A 25,817-nucleotide genomic window follows, 5' to 3' on the forward strand; every position below is an offset into this window, starting at 1 on the left:
GCATCAATTGATTTTATGGTGATCTTTATCCAGCAAATCCCCGTCGGGATACAACACGCTGCCATCCGGATATTGAATTTCGCCACTGGCGAAAACAATAGTTCCATCAGGATGCTCCACTGTTCCGTCATCATACTGAATAATCCCATCCGGCCGCGTCACGGAAGTTTTTTCAGCATCGACCACACTGCCATCGGGTAAAGAAGTGGTTCCATTATTGTTCTTAATACTTCCGACCGCATCGACTAGATTTACAATAGCGACAGAAGCGTCAAGGAGATCCAAAACAGGCCAGGGGTTCAACGGAGGCGACGGCGGGAGCGTGGGCTTAGGCTTATTTTGTGGAGGAGTTGACGGCGCGTCGTTTGGTTTGGGCTTGGATACTGGTCGATTGCCCGGCTTATTTGGGGGTGTGACCGGTGGCTTGACCGGCTTTGGCGGTGCGACCGGCGGTTTGACCGGCTTTGGGGGGGTGGCCGGCGGCTTAATTGGCGGTTTGACCGGTGGCTTGACCGGCGGTTTGACCGGTGGCTTTACCGGCGGCTTGACCGGCGGTTTGACCGCTGGCTTTACCGGCGGTTTGACCGCTGGCTTTACCGGCGGCTTGACCGGCGGTTTGACCGCTGGCTTGACCGGCCTCGGCCTCGGCGGCCCGATTGCCATCAGTTTGCTCGCGATACCTTTATAACCGTAGCTGCCACAAAACTTATTCATCTTTTAATTCCTTTTAAAAATTAAGTACGATCCGGCCATGCTGAATCGTTAGTTCGCCAATCCAGCAAACTTGCGGACAACAGTAAATAGATCCCCCCCATCTTACAAATGATAAAAAGCGTACAAATATGAATCCAGCCAAAACCAGCAATACTCACCTGCATTGCTGGGTATAATGCCGGAACATAGTTGACGGTCGATTAATCGAACCCGCGGCGACCTTGCAAGCCGCCGGTGTGAACGAAAATCAAGCGAGTGCCGGCGACAAATGTCCCGGCTTCAATCCGGGCCCTGAGCAGCATCAGCGCCTTGCCCGTGTACAGCGGTTCCAGTTCGATAGCGCTGGTGGTTTCGATGAACTCGCTGAGTCCTGTATCCACCCGGGCAAAACCGCCACGACTGCCATCAAGCAACTCATAACGCGCATTGCCAATGCCCGCCTCCACCAGAATACTTTCAACATGTTGCAGCACCCCATGGTCTTCAGGCACCGCCAGGACACCATGAACCGGATGCTCGCCCGCTTCAGCCAGAACCAGCCCCGCCAGCGACGTCCCGGTGCCGCAGGCCAGCCACCAACCGTGATAATCCTCCCAACCCAACGTGGCCAATTGGCTGCGGGCGGCCGTTACCCAGGACATGCAGCCTTGCGCGCCGGGCAACCCCGAGCCCCCTTCAGCTACCGGCCATAAATGCGGGTACTTTGCCTGCCAGGGAGCCCAGAACCCCGGCTCATGCCGCTCTCGATACCCGCCGTAACCCAACCAGTGCAAGGTCATGCCGAACGTCTGTAGATCAAGCGTCGTAGGCGTCTCCCGGGGATGGCCGCGCAATAACCCCACCGTCTGGAAACCGAATCGCTGCCCCGCCGCAGCCAACGCATGCAAATGATTGGAATAGGCGCCGCCGAGGCTCATCACGCCCTCGGCGCCGTTGGCATGGGCAGCACGCAGATGATGAAGCAGCTTGAACCATTTATTGCCGCTGATGAGCGGATCGATACGGTCCAGGCGCAAGACCGCCACCTCGATACCGGCCCGCGCCAGCCAGTCGAGGTGAAGGGGTTCGAGGCGCGGTTGAGGATGCCAGTCGAGGGCAGACAAAAGCATTGCAGCAGACCGGATGGGAAGGTGCGGGGATCTTATCAGCTTGGTGGCGGCCGGTATGAGGATCCGGATACACCCCCGTCACCCTGTGGGAGCGAGCTTGCTCGCGATAGCGCCAGGTCAGTCGACACTCATGCAAATGACTGACCGCTATCGCGAGCAAGCTCGCTCCCACAAGGGCAAACCTTTCCCGGAAGGTTGAGCGCTACAACTGCGCCGCCAACCGCGAGCCCTGGTTGATGGCGCGCTTGGCATCCAGCTCCGCCGCCACATCCGCGCCGCCGATAAGGTGCACAGTCTGCCCCGCCGCCTCCAGGCCTTCCTGCAACTCGCGCAACGGATCCTGGCCGGCACAAATGACCACGTTGTCGACGGCCAGCACTTGTGGCTCGCCCGTTTCGCCGATGCGAATGTGCAGGCCTTCGTCATCGATCTTCAGGTATTCGACGCTGTTGAGCATCTGCACCTGTTTGTTCTTCAGGCCGGTGCGATGAATCCAGCCGGTGGTCTTGCCCAGCCCGTCACCGACCTTGGATTTCTTGCGCTGCAACAGGAACACCTGCCGCGCCGGTGCATAAGGTTCGGGCTTGACTCCAGCCACGCCGCCGCGAGCCTGCAGCTGGGTGTCGATGCCCCACTCCTTCCAGAACGCCTCACGGTCCTGGCTGGTGGCAACCCCCTGATGAACGAGAAACTCCGACACATCGAAACCGATCCCGCCGGCCCCGATCACGGCGACACTGCGGCCCACCGGCTTGCGTCCAAGGATCACGTCCAGGTAGCTCAGCACCTTGGGATGCTCGACACCCGGGATCGCCGGTACGCGCGGGGCGATGCCGGTGGCCAGGATGATCTCGTCAAAACCGCCGGCCACCAGTTGCGCCACATCGACCCGGGTATCGAGGCACAACTCGACGTGGGTAGTCTGCAGCTTGCGTTTGAAATAACGCAAGGTTTCGAAGAACTCCTCCTTGCCCGGAACGCGCTTGGCGACGTTGAACTGGCCGCCAATTTCGCTGGCCGAATCGAACAGCGTCACTTGATGACCGCGTTCGGCCGCCACCGTGGCCGCGGACAATCCGGCAGGACCGGCGCCCACCACGGCGATTTTCTTCACCTGGGTTACGGGCAGGTAATTGAGTTCGGTTTCATGGCAGGCCCGCGGATTTACCAGGCAACTGGTGAGCTTGCCCCCGAACGTATGGTCGAGGCAGGCCTGGTTGCAGCCGATGCAGGTGTTGATTTCGTCTGCGCGGCCAGCGGCGGCCTTGTTGACGAACTCCGGGTCCGCAAGGAACGGCCGCGCCATGGACACCATGTCGGCGTCGCCTTCGGCGAGGATCTGCTCGGCCACCTCAGGGGTGTTGATGCGGTTGGTGGTAATCAACGGAATACTCACCGAGCCGCGCAGCTTGGCGGTGACTTTACTGAACGCCGCCCGCGGGACCTTGGTGGCGATAGTGGGAATACGCGCCTCATGCCAACCGATACCGGTATTGATGATAGTTGCGCCGGCCTGTTCGATGGCCTTGGCCAACTGGACGATTTCATCCCAGGTGCTGCCACCTTCAACCAGGTCGAGCATGGACAGGCGAAAGATAATGATGAAATTCGGCCCCACCGCTTCGCGTACGCGGCGCACGATTTCCACCGGCAAACGCATGCGGTTTTCGTAGCTCCCACCCCAGCGGTCGGTACGGTGGTTGGTATGCGCAGCCAGGAACTGGTTGATGAAATAGCCTTCCGAGCCCATGATTTCGACACCGTCGTACTCGGCCTTTTGAGCCAATACCGAACAGGTGACAAAATCGCGGATCTGTTTCTCGATGCCCTCTTCGTCCAGCTCCTTGGGCTTGAACGGGTTGATCGGCGCCTGGATCGCGCTTGGCGCCACCTGCTTGGGGCTGTAGGCATAACGTCCCGCGTGGAGGATCTGCATGCAGATCTTGCCCCCCGCTTCGTGCACGGCCCGCGTGACGACCTGATGCTTGAGGGCCTCTTCCTCAGTGGTCAGCTTGGCCGCGCCGGAGTACACGCCACCTTCATCGTTCGGCCCGATTCCACCGGTGACCATCAGGCCGACCCCACCCCGGGCCCGCTCGGCGAAGTACGCCGCCATGCGCTCGAAGCCGCCGGGCTTTTCTTCAAGGCCGGTGTGCATCGATCCCATCAGGGTACGGTTGCGCAACGTGGTGAAACCCAGGTCCAACGGGGCCAGCAAATGCGGGTAATGAGGGGCGGTCATCGATAACTCCACGGGCGATCACGGAAAAATGCGGAAGCTCTGCGGCTTCCATCAGTCATGACCGACAGCGTAAGAGTCGGGATGCGAGCGCTCAATGGCCGTAACTGACAACTTGATGATCGAAATGCACAGAGCCCGCGCCGGCAGACGGTTCCCGAAGTGCACGCACGCGCCCTTTCGCTAAACCGTTGTTTTACCGTACCCTGCCGCGTGACTTCTGATGAAAATCACGAACCTGTACGCGGCCATCGACTGTCCCCATGCGCAAATTTCTGTACCTGCTGTTCTCACTGGCCCTGACGGCCGTCCTGATCACTTATGCACTGTGGACAGCAGACCGTCCGGCGGGCCATTACCTGTCAGACCTGCGGATCAACCTGGCGGTCGACCGGGGCACGCCGGCCGACCGAGGCAACCTGCTGGGCATCCAGCCGGAATTATTCCCCACCGACTACCAGAGCCCCGAACGCCTGCATCGCAAGCTGGCAGCGTACCTGCAGACTGCCCGCGACCAAGGGTTCGTCAACGAAAAAACCGTCGTGGTCCTGCCCGAGCATATCGGCACCTGGCTGATGGTCAGCGGCGAAAAGGACGAGGTGTACCAGGCCACTACCTTCAAACAGGCCATGAACTGGCTCGCCATCAGCAATCCGCTGGCCTTTATCCGCGCATTGGCGGACGCCCAGGGCGACAGCCGGCTGGACGATGCGTACCTGCGCATGAAGGCGGACAGCATGGCCCATGACTACCAGGCGCTGTTCGGTGGGCTGGCCAAGGAGTTCGGCGTAACGCTCGTGGCCGGCTCCATCGTACTGCCCGAGCCCAGCGTCAGCGAAGGCGAGCTGAAAATCGGTGGTGGCGCGTTGTACAACAGCAGCCTGGTGTTCGGTCGTGACGGCCGGCCGATCGGCCAACCACAACGCCAGCGACACCCGGTGTTTGACCAGCAGGACGTGCTTGGGGCCGAACGACCGGACGTCACCCATGTCATTGACACGCCGGCCGGGCGCCTGGGCGTGCTGATCGGCAGCGACAGTTGGTATCCGCTTCATTATCGACAACTCGACGAACAAGGGGCCCAACTGATCGCCGTGCCCGCCTTTGTCATCGGCCGCGACGCCTGGAACAAGCCTTGGGCCGGCTACAAAGGCCTGTCCACGCCAAGCGAAGTGAGCCTCAAGCCCGGTGAGGTGAGCGAGGGGCAGGCCTGGCGTCGGCTGACGTTGACCAGCCGGTTGCCCATCAGCCAGGCCCGCGGCGGCGTCAGCGTATTCTTGCGTGGGCAGTTCTGGGACAACGGCAGCGCTGGCCAGAGCTTCATCAGCCACAACGGCGAGCAATTCACCGATGGTGAAGCCCGTGGCGCACGCCTGCTGAACTTGTGGCTTTAGGTATGCAAAAGCCTATGCGCCTGGGTGACCTGTCCGTAGGTTTCGTCCATAGCCTGGCGGACGCAGTGGCCAGTCACGGCCATGACCCACAGCCATTGCTCGAACAATACGGCCTCGATGCCGCGCGCCTGGCTGAGCCCGGGGCGCGCCTGTCGATCCCGCGCTACATGCGCCTGGGCCATGCCGCCATCCAACTGACACAGGATCCGGCCTTGGGCCTGCGCATGGGCCAGCTCAGTCGCCTGAGCCAGGCCGGGCTGGCCGGCGTCACCGCGGCCCAGGCGCCCACCGTACGCGAAGCCGCACGCTGCATGATCCGCTTCGAGCCGCTGTACGGTTCCAACTACCGTGGGCAATCGAGTCTTCACGAGGACGCCCGGGGCGCGTGGCTGCGGTTCTACTCCATCAGCCCGTATAACGCCTACAACCGCTTCGTCGTGGACTCGATCATTGCCGGCTGGCTCCAGCAACTGTCCAGCGTCTGCGACGTGGTGTTGCGGGCCGAACGTATCGAAATCGAATTCGAGGAGCCAACTTACCTCGAAGCCTACCGTAGCCTCGGCGAAGGCCCGATCCAGTTCGCAGCCGAGCAGAACCAATTGCGCCTGGGGCTGGACAGCCTCGCCCTGCGCAACCCACAGCATTGCCCCAGCACCTGGCGCCATCTGGTTCAGTTATGTGAACGGGAACTGGAACAGCTGACTCGCACCCGCACCCTGCGCGAGCGCATCATTCAATTGCTGGGGCCGCTGCTCAACGGCGGACGGGAGCCGGATCTGGAAGAAGTGGCGATGCGCCTGAAGCTGCCAACCTGGACGCTGCGCCGCAAGCTGGCGGAAGAAGGTACGCAGTTCCGGGCGATCCTCAACGACACTCGCCGAGACCTCGCCATGACGTACATCCGCGACACGGAGCTGGCCTTTGGCGAAATCGCTTACCTGCTGGGGTTCGCCTCGGCCGAGGCATTCCAACGGGCTTTCAAGCGCTGGAACAACCAGACGCCGGGAGAGTTCCGGCGTAGCCGTAGAGCGACTTGAACACCAGGCTCCCGGCCTGCACTGTAATGTCTGCTACCTACAGTTCCGTGGCGTCTTCGGCAGGTTCCAGGGGGTCCAGTTCATAAGCCTGATATTCGAGCAGCTCTTCCTGATAATCGTCCATTGCCTGTCCTTCCCAATAATCTTTGAAACCGATGCCTGATGGCCTTGGAATCAGCATAAAGCTGCTTGATGAACAAAACATGAAGCCAAGGCTTCATGAATTAAACGTAGCACAGCATTGGGAATTTAATCAGCGCAGGTGTGGCAAGGCGTTACCGCCCCACCACAGGGTCAGGATGCAGGAAGCGGCTGGATCGGCTCGGTTGGCGCCGGCAAGGAACTGGGCGGTGGCGGAGTAATGCTCTCTGTCGACGGGGGTGCGTAGGACTCCGGCTCGCTGGGAGCGATTGGCGCAGGCTCGGCAGGCGGCGCGACCGGCTCGGAAGCGGCCGGCGCGGTTTCGACAGGTGCTGGAGCAGCCTCTTCGACCGGCGCAACGGGAGCAGGAGTCGGCTCGGGTGCCGGGATTGTCGCGGGCGCTGGAGTTGCGGCGGGAGCCAGGGCAGCCGGCTCCACCTTCGGCTCTGGAATGCCCAGTTCGGCTTTCGGTTTGTCGACGTTTCCAGCGGCTTTTTTCGCTTCGGGAGGCAGGAACACCTCCACCAGCGCAAAGAAACGCTCATAGAATTTGGCTGCGGACACCGTTTCGCTGGCGACCTTGACCATCGAATCGTCCGACGAGCCAATCGGCATCGACACCGACCCCAATACACCCACGCCCAGGCTGGCTGAGTTATTGGTCTTCTTCAGCGCATACCGGTCCTGTAGAGCGTTGGCAAAGATCGTGGCGCGGTGGCCCGGACCGCCATCTTCGGCACAGACCAGGTTGAAACTGATTTCCATGTGCGTGTCGCCAGTCTGCTGGAAACTCTTGTGGCCGCTGACGAGCTTCGGATCGCTGCTGGTGATGATGTACCCCTGGCTCAGCAGCGCACGACGTCCTGCTTCACAAGTCGCCACGTCAGTCACCGGATAGGTACGCGAGAACGTGCCCGAATCATCGAAGTTCTCGTGCTCGTAAATGGCCGCTTTCTTGGAAGAGCAACCGGTCGCGACGACCAGCAGCAATGCCAGCCCAACGGTGCGAATGTGAAATGATCTGAACATTGAACATCCTGAGGAAAACAGTCCGGGGCGTATTGTGCAACAGAATGCGGCCGGACAGCTTGGGTAATCTTGTCTCAAAGGGCTTACAAGTCTACGGGGGGATGCCAGCGGGAAAAAGAAGCAATCCTGATGAATCGACGAACATCGCCGTCCTGGCAATACACGGATACAAAAAGACCCCGGCCTTTCGGCCGGGGTCTTCAGGGTCACGCATCAAGTCAGAAGCGCTTGATGTCTGCCTCGCTTTCCAATTGCTTGCGATAAGCCGCGAAGTCCTGCTGGCCGACACGGGACGCCAGGTACCGACGGTATTCGGCCTTTTCTTCCTCGGTCGGAGCAGCACCTTCGTTGACGCCGTTCAAGCGCAGGACCGTCACGCCGCCGTCAGGCAGGGTCACGCTGGCGAACGTCGGCTTGTCCTTCGACTCAGGCTTGGACATGCGGAACAGCGCCTGCAGTACCGCAGGGTCGATACCTTCCTGGCTGCGGGTCGCCGCTTCGACGACTTTCCAGCCTTGACCGTTGACAGGCTTGTCCAGCGCCGTCTTGCCATCGCGCAGGCTGGCAATCAACTCATCGGCCTGAGTCTTGGCGGCAGCGCTGGCGTGTTCCTTGGCCAACTGGGCGCGGATCGGCCCGGCCACGTTTTCCAGCGGAAGCTGCTGAGGCTTGCGATGCTCCTTGGCACGCAGCACCACGACGGTTTCCGGATCCAGCTCGATGGCGGTACTGTTGGCCCCCTCCTCCAGCACTTCCGGGCTGAACGCAGCGGTGATCACGGCACGGTTGGCCGCGATCCCTTCGCCGCCTTCACGACCGAACGGTGCCGAGGTATGGACGGTCAGCTTAAGGTCCTGGGCTGGCTGGGCCAGGTCGGAAGCCTCGAACGAAGCGTCTTCCAGTTGCTTGGTCGCCTCGACGAACCGCTGCTCCACTTGCTGGGTCTTCAGGTCGCGGGTCAGCTTGTCCTTCAGGCTCGCAAAACTCGGAACCTCAGGCGCTTCGACTCCCAGCAGCTTGATCAGGTGCAGGCCGAAATCGGTTCGCACCGGTGCCGAGACCTGATCCTTGTTCAACGCATACAGCGCCTTTTCGAACTCCGGATCATAGACACCTGGACCGGCATAACCGAGATCGCCACCGTTGTTGGCTGAGCCCGGATCCTGGGAGAATTCCTTCGCCAGCGCCTCAAACGACTCGCCTTTGGCCAGTCGAGCCTGGATTTCCTCGATCTTGGCCTTGGCCTGGGCTTCGGTGACCTTGTCGTTCACTTCAATCAGGATGTGCGCAGCACGACGCTGTTCGGAAAGATTGGCGATCTCTTTCTGGTAAGCCGCCTGCAGATCTTCATCCTTGACGCTGACCTGATCGAAGAACGAAGCCTTCTTCAGCTCGAGATAGTCGATGACTACCTGATCAGGCGTCATGAACTCCTTGGCGTGCTGGTCGTAGTAAGCCTTGACCTCATCGTCGGTCAGCTTCACCGCCGCCGGATCCGCCTTGACGGTGAGCGTAGCGAAATCACGGGTCTGCTTTTCCAGGCGGGCGAATGCCAACACCTGGGCATCGGTGACAAAACCGCTGCCAGCGAGACCGGCACGCAATTGGCCAATGAGCATTTCCTGCGCCAGCATCTCGCGGAACTGCAGTCGGCCATAACCCAACTGGCGAATCACCTGGTCGAAACGCTCAGGACTGAATTTACCATCGACCTGGAATTCCGGCGTTTGCAGGATCACCTGGTCCAGCGCGGCTTCGGAGAAAGCGAATTTCGCATCGTCTGCGCCTTGCAGCAACAGCTTGCGATCGATCAGCCCTTTGAGCGCCGAGTCACGCAGCATCTTCTCGTCCAGCAGGGAGGCGTCGAAATCCTTGCCCAGCTGTTGCATGAGCTGACGGCGTTGCATATCGACCGCCTGGCTCAGCTCGTTCTGGCTGATTTTTTCGCCGTTGACCTTGGCCGCGTCATTGCTGTTGGTGGTGGCTTGAAAAATAGCTTCGAAACCGGTCAACGCCATCAATGCGACGATGATTCCGATGATGGTCTTGGCAATCCAGCCTTGTGAATTGTCCCTGATATTCTGCAGCATGCGTCCCCCAGAAACGGTTGAACTTCAAAATTAGGCAACCGTGGAGCGTGGGTAGAATCCGGATAGAAGAAAGGCGCATCCGAGGATGCGCCTTCTCGTAACTGGCGGAGCGGACCGGGCTCGAACCCGCGAGCCCTGGCGTGACAGCCCGTTTGTGCCGGCTGCATTACCGCTCCGCTGCCAAGCCAGGCATGACCCCGACCCGGATAAACTCAATGAAACCTTAGTTGACGGCTTCTTTCAGCGCTTTACCAGCTTTGAAGCCTGGCTTTTTGGCAGCCGCGATTTGCAGCGTCTTGCCAGTCTGCGGGTTGCGACCAACACGAGCTGGACGATCGGTAACGGAGAAAGTACCGAAACCCACCAGAACAACAGAGTCGCCAGCCTTGAGAGCGCCAGTGACGGATTCGATTACAGCGTCCAGCGCACGGCCAGCAGCAGCTTTCGGGATATCAGCGGATGCAGCGATAGCATCAATCAGTTCCGACTTGTTCACTCTAAGTCCCCTTATATCTATTTGAGATGATTCTAAGTTTTTTTGGTGAAAGCAAAAACGAGTGCTGAATGGCCTGCAGACACTTAAGAGCCGCTTTATAACAAGGGCTCTAAAAAACTGTCAAGGAAGCCCCCCAGGCAAATGCGTATTAATGCGTGCTAATTCTTTCCTTAGAGTCAGACTCTCGCTTTTCTTCCTTTGCGACAATCTCCGGAGCCACATCCGGCAAGGGCTCCGGCGCGTATTGCAGCGCAATTTGCAGGACTTCGTCAATCCATTTAACCGGTTTGATCTGAAGATCCTGCTTGATGTTGTCGGGAATTTCCTTGAGATCACGGACATTCTCTTCCGGAATGATCACAATCTTGATCCCGCCACGGTGAGCTGCCAGAAGTTTTTCTTTCAGGCCGCCAATCGCCAGGACCTGGCCACGCAGGGTGATTTCACCGGTCATGGCGACATCCGCACGCACCGGAATGCCGGTCAATGCAGAAACCAGGGCGGTGCACATGCCCACGCCGGCGCTCGGTCCATCCTTGGGTGTAGCCCCCTCCGGCATGTGGATATGCGTGTCCCGCTTCTCATGGAAATCCAGGGGAATGCCCAGGCTGCGCGCACGGCTGCGCACAACTGTCAGCGCCGCGGTGATCGACTCCACCATGACATCGCCAAGGGAACCGGTCTTGATCAATTGGCCCTTGCCCGGAACCACGGCGGCTTCAATGGTCAGCAACTCGCCGCCGACCTGCGTCCACGCGAGGCCGGTCACCTGACCGATCTGGTCCTGTTGCTCGGCGAGCCCGTAGCGGAACTTGCGCACACCGAGGAAGTGCTCCAGCAGGTCGGATGTCACCTTGACCGCGAAGCGTTTTTCCAGCGCGTGCTCCTTGACCGCCTTGCGGCAGACCTTGGCAATCTGCCGCTCGAGACCACGCACACCGGCTTCACGGGTGTAGTAACGAATGATGTCGCGAATCGCCTCCTCGTCAAATTCCAGCTCACCCTTTTTCAAGCCGTTGGCCTGGATCTGCTTGGGCGAAAGGTACTTGACGGCGATGTTGATCTTCTCGTCTTCGGTGTAGCCCGGCAGACGAATCACCTCCATCCGGTCCAGCAACGCTGGCGGGATATTCATTGAGTTGGAGGTGCACAGGAACATCACGTCGGAGAGGTCGTAGTCGACTTCCAGATAGTGATCGTTGAAATTGTGATTCTGCTCGGGATCGAGCACCTCAAGCAACGCAGACGCAGGATCACCACGCATATCGCTGCCCATCTTGTCGATTTCATCTAAAAGGAACAGCGGGTTGCGTACACCCACCTTCGTCATCTTTTGAATCAATCTTCCTGGCATGGAACCGATGTACGTGCGGCGATGCCCACGAATTTCCGCCTCGTCACGCACCCCGCCAAGCGCCATTCGCACAAATTTGCGGTTGGTGGCGTGGGCGATCGATTCCGCCAGGGAAGTCTTACCGACACCCGGAGGACCGACCAGGCACAGGACCGGGCCACGAATCTTCTTCACGCGTTTCTGCACGGCGAGGTATTCAAGGATGCGTTCCTTGACTTCTTCCAGGCCGTAATGGTCCGCATCGAGGATGTCCTCGGCACGCGCCAGGTCCAGGCGGACTTTGCTCTGGGCTTTCCACGGCACCTGGACCAGCCAGTCGATGTAGGAACGCACCACGGTGGCTTCGGCAGACATCGGCGACATCTGCTTGAGCTTGTTCAGCTCGGCCTGGGCCTTGGCGAGCGCATCCTTTGGCAGGCCAGCGGCATCGATGCGCTTCTTCAGCTCTTCGATTTCGTTGTGACCTTCGTCGCCATCGCCGAGCTCTTTCTGAATGGCCTTCATCTGCTCATTCAGATAGTACTCACGCTGACTGCGCTCCATCTGTTTCTTGACGCGACCACGAATGCGTTTTTCAACCTGCAGCAGGTCGATTTCGCCGTCGAGCAATGCCAGTACGTGCTCGACACGCGCCGACAACTCGATAATCTCGAGGATTTCCTGCTTCTGCTCGATCTTGAGGGCCATGTGGGCCGCCATCGTATCGACCAGGCGTCCTGGCTCGTCGATGCTGTTGAGCGACGACAGGACCTCGGCAGGCACCTTCTTGCCCAACTGCACATACTGTTCGAACTGCGACAGCAGGCTGCGGACAAAAACCTCCGACTCACGCTCCGGCGCCTCGACTTCGTCGATCAGCGACACCTCGGCACGGCAATGCCCGTCCACTTCGCTGAAACGCTCGACCGCCCCGCGCTGTTCGCCCTCGACCAGGACCTTGACGGTGCCGTCAGGAAGCTTGAGCAGTTGCAGGACCGTTGCAATCGTACCTACGCGATAAAGTGCGTCTTCACCGGGATCATCGTCGGCAGGGTTTCTCTGAGCGATCAGAAGAATCTGCTTATCACCCGTCATCGCGGCCTCGAGGGCTTCGATGGACTTCTCGCGCCCCACGAACAGCGGGATAACCATGTGCGGATATACCACGACATCGCGCAATGGCAGGAGAGGCAATTCGATGGTTGTCTTCATGATTTCGCCTCTACGGCGGCCGTAAGGCCGTGAACAGATGGAAGTAAGCTTGAAACCAAGATGGGGGCAGCCTTCAAAAAAAACAAGCGCTAAGACACGTCTAAAACGCGCTAATAGCAAAGGGGCCCGAAGGCCCCTCCTTTATTCCGACAGCGGGACACTTATGCGTCCGGCGCAGCCTTGGCAGCCGGCTCACTGTTTTCGTAGATATACAGTGGCTTGGACTTGCCTTCTATGACGCTTTCGTCGATGACGACTTTACTCACCTCGGATTGCGAGGGGATTTCGTACATCGTATCGAGCAATACGCCTTCGAGAATCGAACGCAACCCACGGGCACCGGTTTTACGCTCCAGGGCACGCTTGGCGACGGATTTCAGCGCGTCGGAACGGAATTCGAGGTCTACGCCTTCCATTTCGAACAGCTTGGCATATTGCTTGGTCAGGGCGTTTTTCGGCTCGGTCAGAATCTGCATCAACGCAGCTTCATCCAGCTCGTCCAGTGTCGCCAGGACCGGCAGACGACCGACGAATTCCGGAATCAAGCCGAACTTGACCAGATCGTCAGGCTCGACTTCACGCAGGGATTCACCGACCTTCTTGCCCTCTTCCTTGCTGCGAACCTCGGCGTTGAAGCCGATACCGCCACGGGTGGAACGGTTCTGGATGACCTTTTCCAGGCCGGAGAACGCACCACCGCAGATGAACAGGATGTTACGTGTGTCGACCTGCAGGAATTCCTGCTGCGGGTGCTTGCGACCGCCTTGTGGCGGAACGGAAGCGACCGTGCCTTCGATCAACTTGAGCAAGGCCTGCTGCACGCCCTCGCCGGAAACATCCCGGGTGATGGACGGGTTGTCGGACTTGCGGGAAATCTTGTCGATTTCATCGATGTAGACAATGCCCATCTGGGCCTTTTCCACGTCGTAGTCGCACTTCTGCAGCAGTTTCTGAATGATGTTCTCGACGTCCTCACCCACATAACCCGCCTCGGTGAGGGTGGTTGCGTCGGCGATGGTGAACGGAACGTTCAGCAAACGGGCCAGGGTTTCGGCAAGCAGGGTCTTACCCGAGCCTGTCGGGCCGATCAGCAGGATGTTGCTCTTGCCGAGTTCGACTTCGTCATTCTTCTTGTCACGCTGGTTCAGGCGCTTGTAGTGGTTGTACACCGCTACGGCCAGTACCTTTTTCGCGCGCTCCTGACCGATTACATACTGGTCAAGGATGCCGCTGATTTCTTTGGGCGAAGGCAACTTATGCGCGCTGCTTTCGGCCTGGGCTTCCTGCACCTCCTCGCGGATGATGTCATTGCACAGGTCGACGCACTCGTCGCAAATGAAGACCGAGGGGCCGGCAATCAATTTGCGTACTTCATGCTGGCTTTTGCCACAGAAGGAGCAATAGAGCAGTTTGCCGTTGTCCTCGCCGTTGCGGGTGTCAGTCATTCGATCGATCCAAATCCGATAGGCTTGCAACACAAGATGAAGGCAATTGCGGGCTTTTTCAAGCCCGCAGATGATCGGACCTGCCGATCAACCTTATTTTGAGCTGCTTATTTTAAGCGGGGCGCTGGCTGATCACTTCATCGATCAGACCATATTCACGTGCGGCTTCAGCGCTCATGAAATTGTCGCGATTGGTATCGCGCTCGATTTCTTCAAGCGTGCGCCCGCTGTGCTTGGCCATCAACGTGTTGAGGCGCTCGCGGATGAAGAGGATTTCCTTGGCATGGATTTCGATATCAGATGCCTGGCCCTGGAAACCGCCCAAAGGCTGGTGAATCATCACGCGGGAATTCGGCAGGCAGTAACGCTTGCCTTGGGCACCGGCGGTCAGCAAAAACGCACCCATGCTGCACGCCTGACCGATGCAGGTCGTCGAAACGTTAGGCTTGATGAACTGCATGGTGTCGTAGATCGACATTCCCGCCGTCACCGAACCGCCCGGGGAGTTGATATAGAGATGGATGTCCTTGTCCGGGTTTTCGGCTTCAAGGAACAGCAGTTGTGCACAGATCAGGTTGGCCATGTAGTCCTCTACCGGACCTACCAAAAAGATCACTCGCTCCTTGAGCAGACGCGAATAGATGTCATAGGCACGTTCGCCACGGGCGGACTGCTCGATAACCATAGGGACCAGGCCGCCTGCGGCCTGGATGTCAGAGCTCTGCTGATAAAAAGAATTGCGGGACATGTCTCGCAGTCACTCCCAAATAGTTATGTCTTGAATACGCATAAGCCAGCGCGAAGGCTGGCTTATGGTGTGTATTTCTTACCGCAGAACCATCAATCGGCTTGTGGAGCTTCCACCGGCTTGACCGCTTCTTCGTAAGAGACCGCTTTGTCGGTCACGCTAGCTTTCTGCAGAACAGTATCCACAACTTGCTCTTCCAGCACAACCGAACGGACTTCGTTCAGCTGCTGCTCGTTCTTGTAGTACCAGGACACTACCTGCTCAGGCTCTTGGTAAGCCGAGGCCATTTCCTGGATCAGCTCGCGAACGCGGGCTTCGTCAGGCTTGAGTTCGAACTGCTTGACCACTTCAGCGACGATCAGGCCCAGCACGACGCGGCGCTTGGCTTGCTCTTCGAAGAGTTCGGCGGGCAGTTGGTCAGGCTTGATGTTGCCACCGAACTGCTGAACGGCCTGCACGCGCAGACGGTTCACTTCGTTGTCCAGCAGAGCCTTCGGCACTTCGATCGGGTTGGAGGCCAGCAGACCGTCCATGACCTGGTTCTTGACCTTGGACTTGATGGCCTGACGCAGCTCGCGCTCCATGTTCTTGCGAACTTCGGCGCGGAAACCTTCCAGTCCGGTTTCCTTGATACCGAACTGGGCGAAGAACTCTTCGTTCAGCTCAGGCAGCTTAGGCTCGGAAATGCTGTTGACGGTCACGGTGAATTCGGCGGCTTTGCCGGCCAGATCCAGGTTCTGATAGTCCTCTGGGAAGGTCACGTTCAGAACGCGCTCTTCGCCAGCCTTGGCGCCAACCAGGCCGTCTTCGAAGCCCGGGATCATGCGACCGGAGCCCAGCACCAGCTGGGTAGCCTTGGCGGAACCGCCAGCGAACACTTCACCGTCGACCTTGCCGACGAAATCGATGTTCAGCTGGTCTTCGTTCTGGGCGGCACGATCAGTGGCTTCGAAACGGGTGTTCTGCTTGCGCAGGATGTCGAGCATCTTGTCCAGGTCGGCATCCGAAACGTCAGCGCTCAGGCGCTCGACGGCAATGGACTCGAAACCGGCGACGGTGAACTCGGGGAACACTTCAAACGTGGCAACGAACTCGAGGTCCTTGCCTTTTTCCAGCACTTTAGGCTCGACGGAGGGAGCGCCAGCCGGGTTCAGCTTCTGCTCGACCACCGCTTCGTAGAACGAAGACTGGATCACGTCGCCCACGGCTTCCTGGCGCGCATCAGCTTCGTAACGCTGACGGATCACGCTCATTGGCACTTTGCCTGGGCGGAAACCTGGGATTTTGGCCTTTTGGGCAGTCTGCTGCAGACGCTTGTTGACCTGAGTCTCGATACGCTCAGCTGGCACGGTGATGCTCATGCGGCGCTCAAGAGCAGAAGTATTTTCAACAGAAACTTGCATGGATATTCCTCGTTGCACAGACGTTGGCCGGGCGTTTCCGACCCCAGAATCAAGGGCATGCATTCTAGTAGGTCAAACTCAAGAAGTCACCCTACTGAAAACACGCAGGAAACAGACGCCGAATTTATAAGCAGGGCCATGGTTCATGCCCCGCCCGGTTTGCTAATACAGTCGATCACCGCCAAGGCTCTGCGCAGCACCTCCCTATATAGAAGCACCGCAACCGCGCGCTTGGCATGCGGCCTTTTATAAAAAGACCGACGGGCATGCCGAGTATCATCGCGAAACACAATCGCGAACACTGCCGCCGCGCGCGCCCCAAGGAGCGACGCCGACACGTAACCGGTGAAAACAAAAACGGCGCAGCCCCTTCTCAGGTTCTGCGCCGTTCTCTGCTAATTAAATAGCGACTTGTATGGTGCGGACGGAGAGACTCGAACTCTCACACCTTGCGGCGCTGGAACCTAAATCCAGTGTGTCTACCAATTCCACCACATCCGCGTATCAAGCTTTTAAAGCAAAGGCGCCAGATTGTTAGATCTGGCGCCTTTCTAGAATATGGGGTGGACGATGGGGATCGAACCCACGACAACGGGAGTCACAATCCCGTGCTCTACCAACTGAGCTACGCCCACCATATTGCCTTGTAGCGTTACTTGTGCCAAAGCTGCCTAATTGGCGCACCCGGCAGGACTCGAACCTGCGACCATCCGCTTAGAAGGCGGATGCTCTATCCAGCTGAGCTACGGGCGCCTTTTTAATCTGTATTCTTGGACGATTACAAACTAAGTGCTTTCAGTTTTGCCGAGTTTAAACTACCAACTCCGCTCAACCTTCTTAACCAGTGCTAGGCTGTGCCCGACAAGTGCGACGAATGTTATAGACGGCCCGATAGGTCGTCAACTCTTTTTTAAAAAAAATTCATTTAATTAAAGGGCTTAGGGGAATTTGCAGACCAAGCGCCTTTGCCCTCAAGCCTTGGCATGCGAGAATGCGTTCTCTTTTTTTCCCCTCTCGATGGTTAACCACGCGCAATGACTGCACAACTTATCGACGGCAAATCGATCGCCGCCAGCCTGCGCCAGCAGATCGCCCAACGAGTCACCGAGCGCCGCCAGCAAGGCCTGCGCACGCCCGGCCTTGCGGTGATCCTGGTCGGCAGCGATCCTGCCTCTCAGGTTTATGTCTCGCACAAGCGTAAAGACTGTGAAGAGGTCGGCTTCCTTTCCCAGGCCTACGACCTGCCTTCCGAAACCACTCAGCAAGCGCTGGCCGATCTGATCGACCGCCTCAATGACGATCCGAACATCGATGGCGTGCTGCTCCAGCTACCGCTGCCCGAACACCTTGACGCCTCTAAACTGCTGGAGCGTATCCGCCCGGACAAGGACGTCGACGGTTTCCATCCTTATAACGTCGGTCGCCTCGCTCAACGCATCCCATTGCTGCGCCCGTGCACGCCCAAGGGCATCATGACCTTGCTGGAAAGCACTGGCGTGGATCTTTACGGGCTCGATGCCGTGGTCGTGGGCGCCTCCAACATCGTCGGCCGGCCGATGGCCATGGAATTGCTGCTCGCTGGCTGTACCGTCACCGTGACCCATCGCTTCACCAAGGACCTGGCGGGCCACGTCGGTCGGGCTGACCTGGTGGTGGTGGCCGCCGGCAAGCCGGGCCTGGTCAAAGGCGAATGGATCAAGGAAGGCGCCATCGTCATCGACGTCGGCATCAACCGCCAGGACGACGGCAAGCTGGTGGGCGACGTGGTCTATGAGACCGCCCTGCCCCGCGCCGGCTGGATCACGCCGGTACCCGGCGGCGTAGGACCGATGACCCGGGCCTGCCTGTTGGAAAACACCCTTTATGCGGCCGAGACGCTGCATAGCTGAATTAGCCGTTTCAACTCAGCCACAAACCCTGTGGGAGCGAGCCTGCTCGCGATAGCTTGGGATCAGCCGACATCAATGCTGGCAGAGACACCGCTATCGCGAGCAGGCTCGCTCCCACAGTATTTTGTCATCTGATCCCTGATCGGCGAACGTTGGCCCGTGCAGCGCGCCCCCGAATCTGCCAATTTACAAATTTTTCAGATCCGATTCGCCAGAATCGCCTTCATTAAACTTTATTTATTGATGCGCCCGACGGCACAGGCATATAGCGCTGACGTCGCCCATACTCCTAAAATGCGGCGCTTTTTCAACAAGCCGCTGCTCGACAGCACCTTCAACTCCATCGAGTCTACTCGCGTGAAAATCCGTCTTTCGATCCTCAGCCTGTTGTTCCTTTTCACGGGCACCTTCATCACGCAGAACATCAGCGCGCAGGAAACCATTGCCCCGCCACGAGACACTTCAAAACTGCAGGTCGCCTCCGGCAGTGCGATCCTGCTGGATCTGCAGACGGACAAGGTGGTCTATTCGAGCAATCCGGACGTCGTGGTGCCGATCGCATCGGTGACCAAGTTGATGACCGGCCTGATCGTGCTGGACGCCAGGCAGAACCTGGACGAATACATTTCCATGACTATCGCCAACACGCCGGAAATGAAAGGTGTGTTTTCCCGGGTCAAGCTCAACAGCGAACTGTCACGCCGGGACACGCTGCTGATCGCCCTGATGTCGTCGGAGAACCGCGCCGCCGCCAGCCTCGCCCATCATTATCCGGGCGGCTACGCGGCGTTCATTGCGGCGATGAACGCCAAGGCCAAGGCGCTGGGCATGTCCAGCACCCACTATGTCGAGCCCACCGGCCTGTCCATTCACAACGTCTCGACCGCCAGGGACCTGACCAAGCTGTTGATCGCCGCTCGCAAGTATCCATTGCTGAGCGAATTGAGTACCACCAAGGAAAAGACCGTGACGTTCCGCAAGCCGGCCTACAGCCTGGGCTTTCGCAACACCGATCATCTGGTCCACAAGGCCAACTGGGACATTCAGTTGACCAAGACCGGCTTCACCAACCAGGCCGGTCATTGCCTGGTGCTGGTGACAAAAATGGGTAATCGCCCGATGGCGCTGGTGATTCTCGACGCGTTCGGCAAATACACTCATTTTGCCGATGCCAGCCGTATTCGCAGCTGGGTCGAGACAGGCAAAAGCGCCAGTGTCCCGGCCGTGGCCTTGCAATACAAGGCCGCCAAAAACCTCAAAAGCCGCCAGAGTGGCGTGGTAGAAGCGTCAAAATAATTCGGCCAGGCGCAAACAGATAGCCCCGACTCGTCGGGGCTATTTTCGTCAGGGCTTAAGGTTACCCAGTGGGTCATAGGCTCTCGAAGAAGGTGGTTCCTCATCCTCCTCGTCCCGGGGCGCCTTGGCCGGCCCTACCGGGTCCACTTGCGGATCGTCGAGATCCGGCGAGTCCGGATCGAACCCCAAGTCATCATCACCGGATGAATGCTCGGAAGAATGCGGCCCTGATGGTGTTTTCGACTGTGCCATGGTTGCCTCCTTGAATCATGGCCCGGAAATTCCAGGCCCTGACGATAAGAACCCGAGGCATGCGAGGTCGTGCCCGAAAGCTGACGAACGGGGACGCGACTCAGCGTGCGGAGCCCAGCGCCTTGGTGGCCCGCGCGGCGGCCTGTTCCTGCCCTGCCCCGGCCAACTCGTCAGCGGCCTTCAGCCAGCGCTGGGAGTCAACGTTGGCCGGAAGTTGCGTGGGTTGCTGGATCAACACCGCCCAACCGCCCGCGCCTTTGAACGCCGATTCGAATGCATCGAAACTCATCAACGACCGCCGGTTCATCCCCGACCGCAGCAGCACGGTACGTTTTTGTCGGTTGTAACCAGCCAGGATCGCGTAGCGTGGCCCGGACCAGAACGCCGAACCCTCGGTGTAGCGCAACAGCACGGGATAACCCGCCGCCACCTGTTCGAGCAACGCCGCGAGCTCCTTGTCGAGGGGATAGACGACCAGTCCGTATTCACGTGCCAGGGTTTGCAGACTCTGCTGCAAACGCGCCTCGCCACCGGGCAGGTGTAACGGTTTCTCCAGCAACCCGGGCGTGATGACCGTTCCTTGCAAGGTCAACAGGGCGGCCAATGATTGCGGCGCGCCCTGATACATCTCGCCGCGAAAGAACGGCACGCTGTTGAGTTCGACCCGCTCGGGCAGACGCTTTATCTGCGGCGATACGCCCCCCGCGCACCCCGCCAGGACGGCGGCACAGGTCAGCGCCACTACCAGTGATCGAAAAGATGAAATTACCGGCACCATTAATGACTCTCTTGTTCAGGCAGACCCGGCACCCGGGCCGGGCTTGGGCCGACGATCATAAAGTGCGCGCCCGCCTGGGTATAGCCACAAGCAAGAGTTTCACAACCGCGATAGAACGAACCGATCCGTCGCCACTGCCGGCGATCGACTGCTCGTAACACTCGAGCGGCTAGACTGTCCATTGTAATGAGTGCATTGCCCGAGTCCGGGCTGAAGGAGGCACAGATGAGCCTGACGACGACTATTCTGATGCTGATATTTGGCTGGCTGAGCGTAGCGACGGCCATGTTGTGGGGCGTACTGCGGATCGCCCGGCGCCATCATCACGCACCTTCCCCTCAAGCGAAACGGCCCTCCAAACCCGCCAGGCGCCACGCCACCGCACACTGACATTATCGCCGCGCATGAAAAAGCCGCCCGGGCCTTGGACCCGGGCGGCTTTTGTCTGCCTGGTATCAGGCTTTGTCGACGAGCGCTTTCTCCCTGGCGCGTCGGGACAACATGTTCAGCACCTCGATCGCCGCCGAGAAAGCCATGGCCGCGTAGATATAGCCCTTGGGCACATGGGCACCGAAACCTTCGGCGATCAGGGTCATGCCGATCATGATCAGGAAGCCCAGGGCTAACATGACCACGGTGGGGTTGTCATTGATGAACTTCGCCAACGGCTCGGCGGCCAGCAGCATCACCAGCACCGAAACCACCACGGCGATGATCATGATCGGCAAGTGTTCGGTCATACCCACCGCGGTAATGATGCTGTCGATGGAAAACACCAGGTCGAGCATCAGGATCTGACCGATCGCAGCAGCGAACCCGAGGGTCACGCCCGATGTGGCCGACTTGGGATCGTTCGGCGCCGGGTCCATGCTGTGATGGATCTCGGTGGTCGCCTTCCACAACAGGAACAGGCCACCGGCGATGAGGATCATGTCCTTCCAGGAAAAGGCCTGGCCAAGGATTTCGATGACGGGTTCCGTCAACTGGACAATGAACGCGATGGTGCTCAGCAGGCCCAGGCGCAGGATCAGCGCCATGCCGATACCGATCCGCCGCGCCTTGGCGCGATGCTGTTCGGGCAGCTTGTTGGTCAAGATCGAAATGAAGATCAGGTTGTCGATGCCAAGCACGATTTCCATGACGACCAAGGTGGCCAAGGCAATCCAGGCGGTGGGGCTGGCGGCAAGCTGTAACAGATAATCCATGGGTCAGTCCTGACTCGATATGACGGGGTTAGATGGTCTTGGTGGAGGATTCGGATTCTTCAGCGTCTTTCTCCGACTCTTTTTTGGGGCTTATCAGCCCACCGGTAGCCTCGCTGATGGCCTGTTCGGCAGCCTTGTGAGTATCGTCGATTGCCTGCTTGGCCGTTTCGACTGCTTGTTCCTTAAGTTGCTGGGCCAACTGCTGGGCGCTTTTTTCCGCTTGTTCACAACCCACGAGCGCTATCGATGACAGCGACAGGAAGGCTGCAAGACCCAAGGATTTATACGTCATGGACAGTGCCTCTTCAAAAAATGGACGGAGCACAAAGATGGCTCACCGATGGCCCGGCATTCTAGAGAGGCTGATACTTCAGGAAAATTCGTATTTTCAGCGGCTATACTTCGGTATTTACGAATCGGCGAAAACCATGCTCAATTATCGACAGCTGCATTATTTCTGGGTAGTGGCAAAAACCGGCAGCATCGTGCGCGCCTGTGAGCAATTGAACCTGACCCCGCAAACCATCAGCGGGCAGATATCCCTGTTCGAACAGACCTACAACATCAAATTGTTCCAGCGCGTCGGGCGCCAGTTGGAGCTGACAGAAGCCGGTCGCCAGACGTTGCCTTACGCCGAACACATGTTCCAACTCGGCGGCGAACTGGAATTGATATTGCGCGCCCAGCCCAACGAGCAGCAGACACTGTTTCGGGTCGGGGTGGCGGATGTCGTGCCCAAGTCCATCGTCTATCGGCTGCTGGCCCCGACCATGGAACTGAGCGAGCCACTGCGTATCACCTGTCGCGAGGACAAGCTCGAACGGCTGCTGGCGGACCTGGCAATCCAACGCCTGGACCTGGTGATTTCCGACAGCCCGATGCCGACTCACCTGGATATCAAGGGCTACAGCCAGAAGCTTGGAGAATGTGGGATCAGCTTTTTTGCCACCGCCGCGCTGGCCGATCGTCATGGGCAGAATTTTCCCCATGGCCTGCATGACGCCCCGCTGCTGATCCCGGGACCGGAAACCGTCGTACGCAGCCGCCTGCAACGCTGGTTCGCCGAACTGCAGATCCAGCCGCGGATTGTCGGCGAGTTCGACGACAGCGCGTTGATGCAGGCATTCGGCCAGTCAGGCAGCGGGATTTTTATCGGTCCCAGCGTGATTGCCGAAGAGGTCAAGCGGCAATATGGGGTGCAGGTCATCGGCCAGACCGAGGCAGTGAGCGAGTCGTTCTACGCCATTTCCGTGGAACGCAAGGTCAGCCACCCTGGCATCGTCGCAATTGCCGAAGGGGCACGCCGCGAGCTGTTCAGCGCCTAGCAATCAGCGCAGGCATTGCGCGGCTTGAACGTCATCAGCAACAGCGCCAGCAGGATCGATACCAGGATGAATCCGGCCGCGGCGAAACCGACGCTGCCCAGGCCCAGCGTATCGATGACTCGGCCGCCCACCAACGCCCCCAGGCCAATGCCCAGGTTGGCCCCGGCGATGTTCAGCGAAGCAGCAAACGCCGGCGCTTCAGGGGCCGCTTTCATCAGCCGCACATGGCTGACCAGGAACAGCGCCGCCTGGGTCACGCCCCAGATACCCATCGCGGCGGCCAACCCCAGTGTCGAATGAATGCTCGGCACCAGCGCCACCATGCCGCCGATCATGAACAGGCAGAACACCATTGAGGCGATCAGCGGATGCCGGTCTACCGCGCGACCACCCAGGGAGTTGCCGAGCAGGCCCACGGCCCCGAAGCCCATCAGGCACCAACCCACGAGCGTACCGTCGAACCCGGCCAGGCGTTCGAGGATATCCGCCAGATAGGTATAGGCGGTAAACATGCCGCTGAATACCAGGATCGACAGCAGCACATGCCCCTGCATCAGGGGGCTGCGCAGGATCTTGAATTGCGAGCGAAAGCTCACTTGATGCTGGTGCAGATTGGTTTTCGGCAGGTAGATAAACAGCAGCAGCGCCTTGGCAAACGCGATGACCGCCAGGATTGCAAAAGCGCTGCGCCAGCCGAATGCGTCGGAGATCAGGGTGCCGACCGGAATGCCGAATACCGTGGCGCAGACGATGCCGAAGCCGATCCGCGCGATGGCTCGCCCGGCAAACTGCGGCCCGACGATGTCCACCGCGGTTTCACTGGCCAACGCCCAGAATACCGGCAGGCCCAATGCCGGGACCAACCGGGCAATGGCCATGACCCAGATGTTCGGCGCCAGCGCCGCCAAAGTGTTGGCCAGGCCGAACATCACCAGCACGCTGATAAACAGCCGGCGCCGCTCGACACGGGCAAACCATGCGGTCAGGAACGGCCCGAACGCCGCGACAGTAAATGCGAACAAAGTCACCAGCAGTCCAGCCTGAGGGATGGTGACTTGCAGGTCCCGGGCGATGGCTGGCAACAGGCCGACAATGATGAATTCCGTGGTCAGCACCGTGAAGCCCGCGGCGGACAACAGGAAGATGGGCAACAGCATGCAGAACTCCAACAAAACGACGACACCAGCGTTAGCCCAAGGGCCCGCTGGAAAACAAATGAGGTGAGAGTGGCAAAGCCTAACAGATTGGGGCCGTTAGAAAAAAGCAGATAAACAGGCAGGTGACGGATCGTCACAGGTCCGTCAGATTTTTCGCCGGGCTGTGATAAAGTCCGCGGCCTGCAAATGCTCCACACTCTTTTCGGTCCCGATCATGCGGCCTGCCCGCTTGTTGTCCTGATTGACGGACCGTTGCACATAAAAAATCAGAGATACCGTCATGACTGCTGTGTCCTCTTCCCTTCTGCACCGCTTCAAACGCACCAGCCTGGTGACGCAAATTGTCATCGGCCTGATCGCCGGCATTGTCCTGGCGTGGCTGGCCCCTGACGTGGCGAAATCCACGGCGTTCATCGGCAAGGTCTTTGTGTCGGCGCTCAAGGCCGTGGCGCCGATCCTGGTGTTCGTGCTGGTCATGGCGTCGATCGCCAACCATAAGCATGGCCAGGAAACCCATATCCGCCCGATCCTCTTCCTTTATCTGCTGGGCACTTTCGCTGCGGCCGTGGTCGCGGTCATTGCCAGCACGCTGTTTCCCTCGAGCCTGGTGCTGAGCGCCCAGGACGTTGCCGTTACCGCGCCCGGCGGGATCAGTGAAGTGCTGCAGAGCCTGTTGCTCAGCGTGGTGGACAACCCCGTTCGAGCGCTGATGGACGGTAACTTCATCGGCATCCTGGCCTGGGCCATCGGCATGGGTATTGCCATTCGCCATGCCGGCGAAACCACGCGCACCGTACTCGAAGACTTGTCCAATGGCGTGACCGTGATTGTGCGGCTGGTCATCCGCTTCGCCCCGCTGGGTATTTTCGGCCTGGTAGCCTCGACCCTGGCCACCTCCGGCTTTGGTGCGCTGCTCGGTTACCTGCACCTGTTGACCGTGCTGATCGGCTGCATGCTGTTCGTGGCACTGGTGGTCAACCCGCTCATCGTGCTCTGGAAACTGCGTCGCAACCCCTTCCCGCTGGTGTTCACCTGCCTGCGTGAAAGCGGCATCACCGCGTTCTTCACGCGCAGCTCGGCGGCCAACATTCCCGTGAACCTGGAGCTGAGCAAGCGCCTCGGCCTGCACGAAGACACCTACTCGGTCTCGATCCCGCTGGGCGCCACCATCAACATGGCCGGGGCCGCCATTACGATCACCGTGTTGACGCTGGCGGCCGTACATACCCTGGGCATCGTGGTGGATGTGCCCACGGCCGTATTGCTCAGTGTCGTCGCCGCCATCTGCGCCTGCGGCGCGTCCGGGGTCGCCGGCGGTTCGCTGCTGTTGATTCCCCTGGCGTGCAGCCTGTTTGGCATCCCCAGCGAAATCGCCATGCAAGTGGTCGCGGTAGGGTTCATCATCGGCGTGCTGCAGGATTCAGCTGAAACCGCGCTCAACTCGTCCACGGATGTGCTGTTCACGGCGGCGGCTTGCCTGGGTGAAGAAGAGCGGGCGCGGCGTACTGCATAAACCGTGCGTCTT

At 59.2% G+C, this 25,817-nt stretch carries 23 protein-coding genes and 3 tRNA genes; 6 read left to right on the forward strand and 20 right to left on the reverse strand.

Annotated features, from left to right (window positions below; genetic code table 11):
* Window positions 1–3: 3 nt before the first annotated feature.
* The 3 genes from M1E16_RS17925 to M1E16_RS17935 form a co-directional block, all read right to left on the reverse strand.
* Window positions 4–663 (reverse strand): hypothetical protein, encoded by a 660-nt coding sequence (locus M1E16_RS17925; protein ID WP_458130341.1) that lies wholly within the window; start codon window positions 661–663, stop codon window positions 4–6.
* A gap of 251 nt (window positions 664–914) precedes the next feature.
* Window positions 915–1,823, reverse strand: coding sequence for a 1-aminocyclopropane-1-carboxylate deaminase/D-cysteine desulfhydrase (locus M1E16_RS17930; protein ID WP_458128037.1), 909 nt, complete (start codon window positions 1,821–1,823; stop codon window positions 915–917).
* 202 nt (window positions 1,824–2,025) lie between these two features.
* A complete protein-coding gene (locus M1E16_RS17935) occupies window positions 2,026–4,065 on the reverse strand; it encodes an oxidoreductase (RefSeq protein WP_458128038.1) in 2,040 nt (679 codons plus the stop codon).
* A 260-nt stretch (window positions 4,066–4,325) separates the two neighbouring features.
* Between M1E16_RS17935 and M1E16_RS17940 the strand changes: the two genes are divergently transcribed.
* A complete protein-coding gene (locus M1E16_RS17940) occupies window positions 4,326–5,456 on the forward strand; it encodes a carbon-nitrogen hydrolase family protein (RefSeq protein WP_458128039.1) in 1,131 nt (376 codons plus the stop codon).
* 2 nt (window positions 5,457–5,458) lie between these two features.
* On the forward strand, window positions 5,459–6,493 hold the full coding sequence (locus tag M1E16_RS17945) for an AraC family transcriptional regulator (protein ID WP_434697344.1): 1,035 nt from the start codon (window positions 5,459–5,461) through the stop codon (window positions 6,491–6,493).
* 37 nt (window positions 6,494–6,530) lie between these two features.
* Here M1E16_RS17945 and M1E16_RS17950 read toward each other — a convergent pair whose 3' ends face one another.
* The 11 genes from M1E16_RS17950 to M1E16_RS18000 all read right to left on the reverse strand — a co-directional run bounded on the left by M1E16_RS17950 (window position 6,531) and on the right by M1E16_RS18000 (window position 17,143).
* Window positions 6,531–6,674: a hypothetical protein gene (locus M1E16_RS17950; protein WP_458128040.1), complete on the reverse strand. Its 144-nt coding sequence runs from the start codon at window positions 6,672–6,674 to the stop codon at window positions 6,531–6,533.
* A gap of 113 nt (window positions 6,675–6,787) precedes the next feature.
* Window positions 6,788–7,663: a DUF2242 domain-containing protein gene (locus M1E16_RS17955; protein WP_458128041.1), complete on the reverse strand. Its 876-nt coding sequence runs from the start codon at window positions 7,661–7,663 to the stop codon at window positions 6,788–6,790.
* 218 nt (window positions 7,664–7,881) lie between these two features.
* Complete coding sequence (locus M1E16_RS17960) at window positions 7,882–9,753, reverse strand: SurA N-terminal domain-containing protein (protein WP_458128042.1); 1,872 nt, start codon at window positions 9,751–9,753, stop codon at window positions 7,882–7,884.
* A 223-nt stretch (window positions 9,754–9,976) separates the two neighbouring features.
* Window positions 9,977–10,249 (reverse strand): HU family DNA-binding protein, encoded by a 273-nt coding sequence (locus tag M1E16_RS17965; RefSeq protein WP_008077714.1) that lies wholly within the window; start codon window positions 10,247–10,249, stop codon window positions 9,977–9,979.
* A gap of 148 nt (window positions 10,250–10,397) precedes the next feature.
* On the reverse strand, window positions 10,398–12,794 hold the full coding sequence (lon, locus tag M1E16_RS17970; RefSeq protein WP_305500081.1) for an endopeptidase La: 2,397 nt from the start codon (window positions 12,792–12,794) through the stop codon (window positions 10,398–10,400).
* A 161-nt stretch (window positions 12,795–12,955) separates the two neighbouring features.
* The gene (gene clpX, locus M1E16_RS17975; protein ID WP_024778305.1) at window positions 12,956–14,239 is read right to left on the reverse strand and encodes an ATP-dependent Clp protease ATP-binding subunit ClpX; all 1,284 of its coding nucleotides are present in this window, start codon (window positions 14,237–14,239) and stop codon (window positions 12,956–12,958) included.
* 112 nt (window positions 14,240–14,351) lie between these two features.
* Window positions 14,352–14,987 carry an ATP-dependent Clp endopeptidase proteolytic subunit ClpP gene (gene clpP / locus M1E16_RS17980; protein ID WP_030140021.1) on the reverse strand — a complete coding sequence of 212 codons (636 nt, stop codon included), beginning with the start codon at window positions 14,985–14,987 and terminating at the stop codon, window positions 14,352–14,354.
* A gap of 92 nt (window positions 14,988–15,079) precedes the next feature.
* Window positions 15,080–16,390, reverse strand: a complete 1,311-nt coding sequence (gene tig, locus M1E16_RS17985) for a trigger factor (protein WP_434573186.1) — start codon at window positions 16,388–16,390, stop codon at window positions 15,080–15,082.
* 416 nt (window positions 16,391–16,806) lie between these two features.
* A tRNA-Leu gene (locus tag M1E16_RS17990) sits at window positions 16,807–16,891 on the reverse strand.
* A 58-nt stretch (window positions 16,892–16,949) separates the two neighbouring features.
* Window positions 16,950–17,025 (reverse strand) — tRNA-His (locus tag M1E16_RS17995).
* A gap of 41 nt (window positions 17,026–17,066) precedes the next feature.
* Window positions 17,067–17,143 (reverse strand) — tRNA-Arg (locus tag M1E16_RS18000).
* A 281-nt stretch (window positions 17,144–17,424) separates the two neighbouring features.
* Between M1E16_RS18000 and folD the strand changes: the two genes are divergently transcribed.
* Window positions 17,425–18,279, forward strand: a complete 855-nt coding sequence (gene folD / locus M1E16_RS18005) for a bifunctional methylenetetrahydrofolate dehydrogenase/methenyltetrahydrofolate cyclohydrolase FolD (protein ID WP_039589132.1) — start codon at window positions 17,425–17,427, stop codon at window positions 18,277–18,279.
* 357 nt (window positions 18,280–18,636) lie between these two features.
* Entirely contained in the window at window positions 18,637–19,575 is a 939-nt protein-coding gene (gene pbpG, locus M1E16_RS18010) for a D-alanyl-D-alanine endopeptidase (RefSeq protein ID WP_458128043.1), read from the forward strand.
* 48 nt (window positions 19,576–19,623) lie between these two features.
* Here the strand turns inward: pbpG and M1E16_RS18015 are convergent, their stop codons facing one another.
* From M1E16_RS18015 to M1E16_RS18030, 4 genes are all read right to left on the reverse strand, one after another.
* Window positions 19,624–19,827, reverse strand: a complete 204-nt coding sequence (locus M1E16_RS18015) for a DUF6021 family protein (protein WP_305500075.1) — start codon at window positions 19,825–19,827, stop codon at window positions 19,624–19,626.
* Window positions 19,828–19,927: 100 nt separating this feature from the next.
* The gene (locus tag M1E16_RS18020) at window positions 19,928–20,605 is read right to left on the reverse strand and encodes a peptidase C39 family protein (protein ID WP_458128044.1); all 678 of its coding nucleotides are present in this window, start codon (window positions 20,603–20,605) and stop codon (window positions 19,928–19,930) included.
* A 455-nt stretch (window positions 20,606–21,060) separates the two neighbouring features.
* A complete protein-coding gene (locus M1E16_RS18025) occupies window positions 21,061–21,810 on the reverse strand; it encodes a TerC family protein (protein ID WP_434573180.1) in 750 nt (249 codons plus the stop codon).
* Window positions 21,811–21,838: 28 nt separating this feature from the next.
* Window positions 21,839–22,102 (reverse strand): hypothetical protein, encoded by a 264-nt coding sequence (locus M1E16_RS18030; RefSeq protein ID WP_458128045.1) that lies wholly within the window; start codon window positions 22,100–22,102, stop codon window positions 21,839–21,841.
* 136 nt (window positions 22,103–22,238) lie between these two features.
* Here M1E16_RS18030 and nhaR point away from each other — a divergent pair, with 136 nt between their 5' ends.
* Entirely contained in the window at window positions 22,239–23,135 is an 897-nt protein-coding gene (nhaR, locus tag M1E16_RS18035; RefSeq protein WP_458128046.1) for a transcriptional activator NhaR, read from the forward strand.
* On the opposite strand, the gene M1E16_RS18040 is transcribed toward nhaR, so the two are convergent.
* Together M1E16_RS18040 and M1E16_RS18045 are read right to left on the reverse strand one after the other, a co-directional pair.
* Window positions 23,132–24,292, reverse strand: a complete 1,161-nt coding sequence (locus M1E16_RS18040) for an MFS transporter (RefSeq protein ID WP_305500068.1) — start codon at window positions 24,290–24,292, stop codon at window positions 23,132–23,134. The genes nhaR and M1E16_RS18040 overlap by 4 nt on opposite strands.
* A gap of 144 nt (window positions 24,293–24,436) precedes the next feature.
* Window positions 24,437–24,574, reverse strand: coding sequence for a hypothetical protein (locus tag M1E16_RS18045; RefSeq protein WP_458128047.1), 138 nt, complete (start codon window positions 24,572–24,574; stop codon window positions 24,437–24,439).
* On the opposite strand from M1E16_RS18045, the gene sstT reads away from it, so the two are divergent.
* Window positions 24,573–25,805: a serine/threonine transporter SstT gene (gene sstT / locus M1E16_RS18050; RefSeq protein WP_434601272.1), complete on the forward strand. Its 1,233-nt coding sequence runs from the start codon at window positions 24,573–24,575 to the stop codon at window positions 25,803–25,805. The two genes, M1E16_RS18045 and sstT, sit on opposite strands and share 2 nt — an antisense overlap.
* The last annotated feature ends 12 nt before the right edge of the window (window positions 25,806–25,817 follow it).

The organism is Pseudomonas sp. Z2-11, from assembly GCF_054161305.1.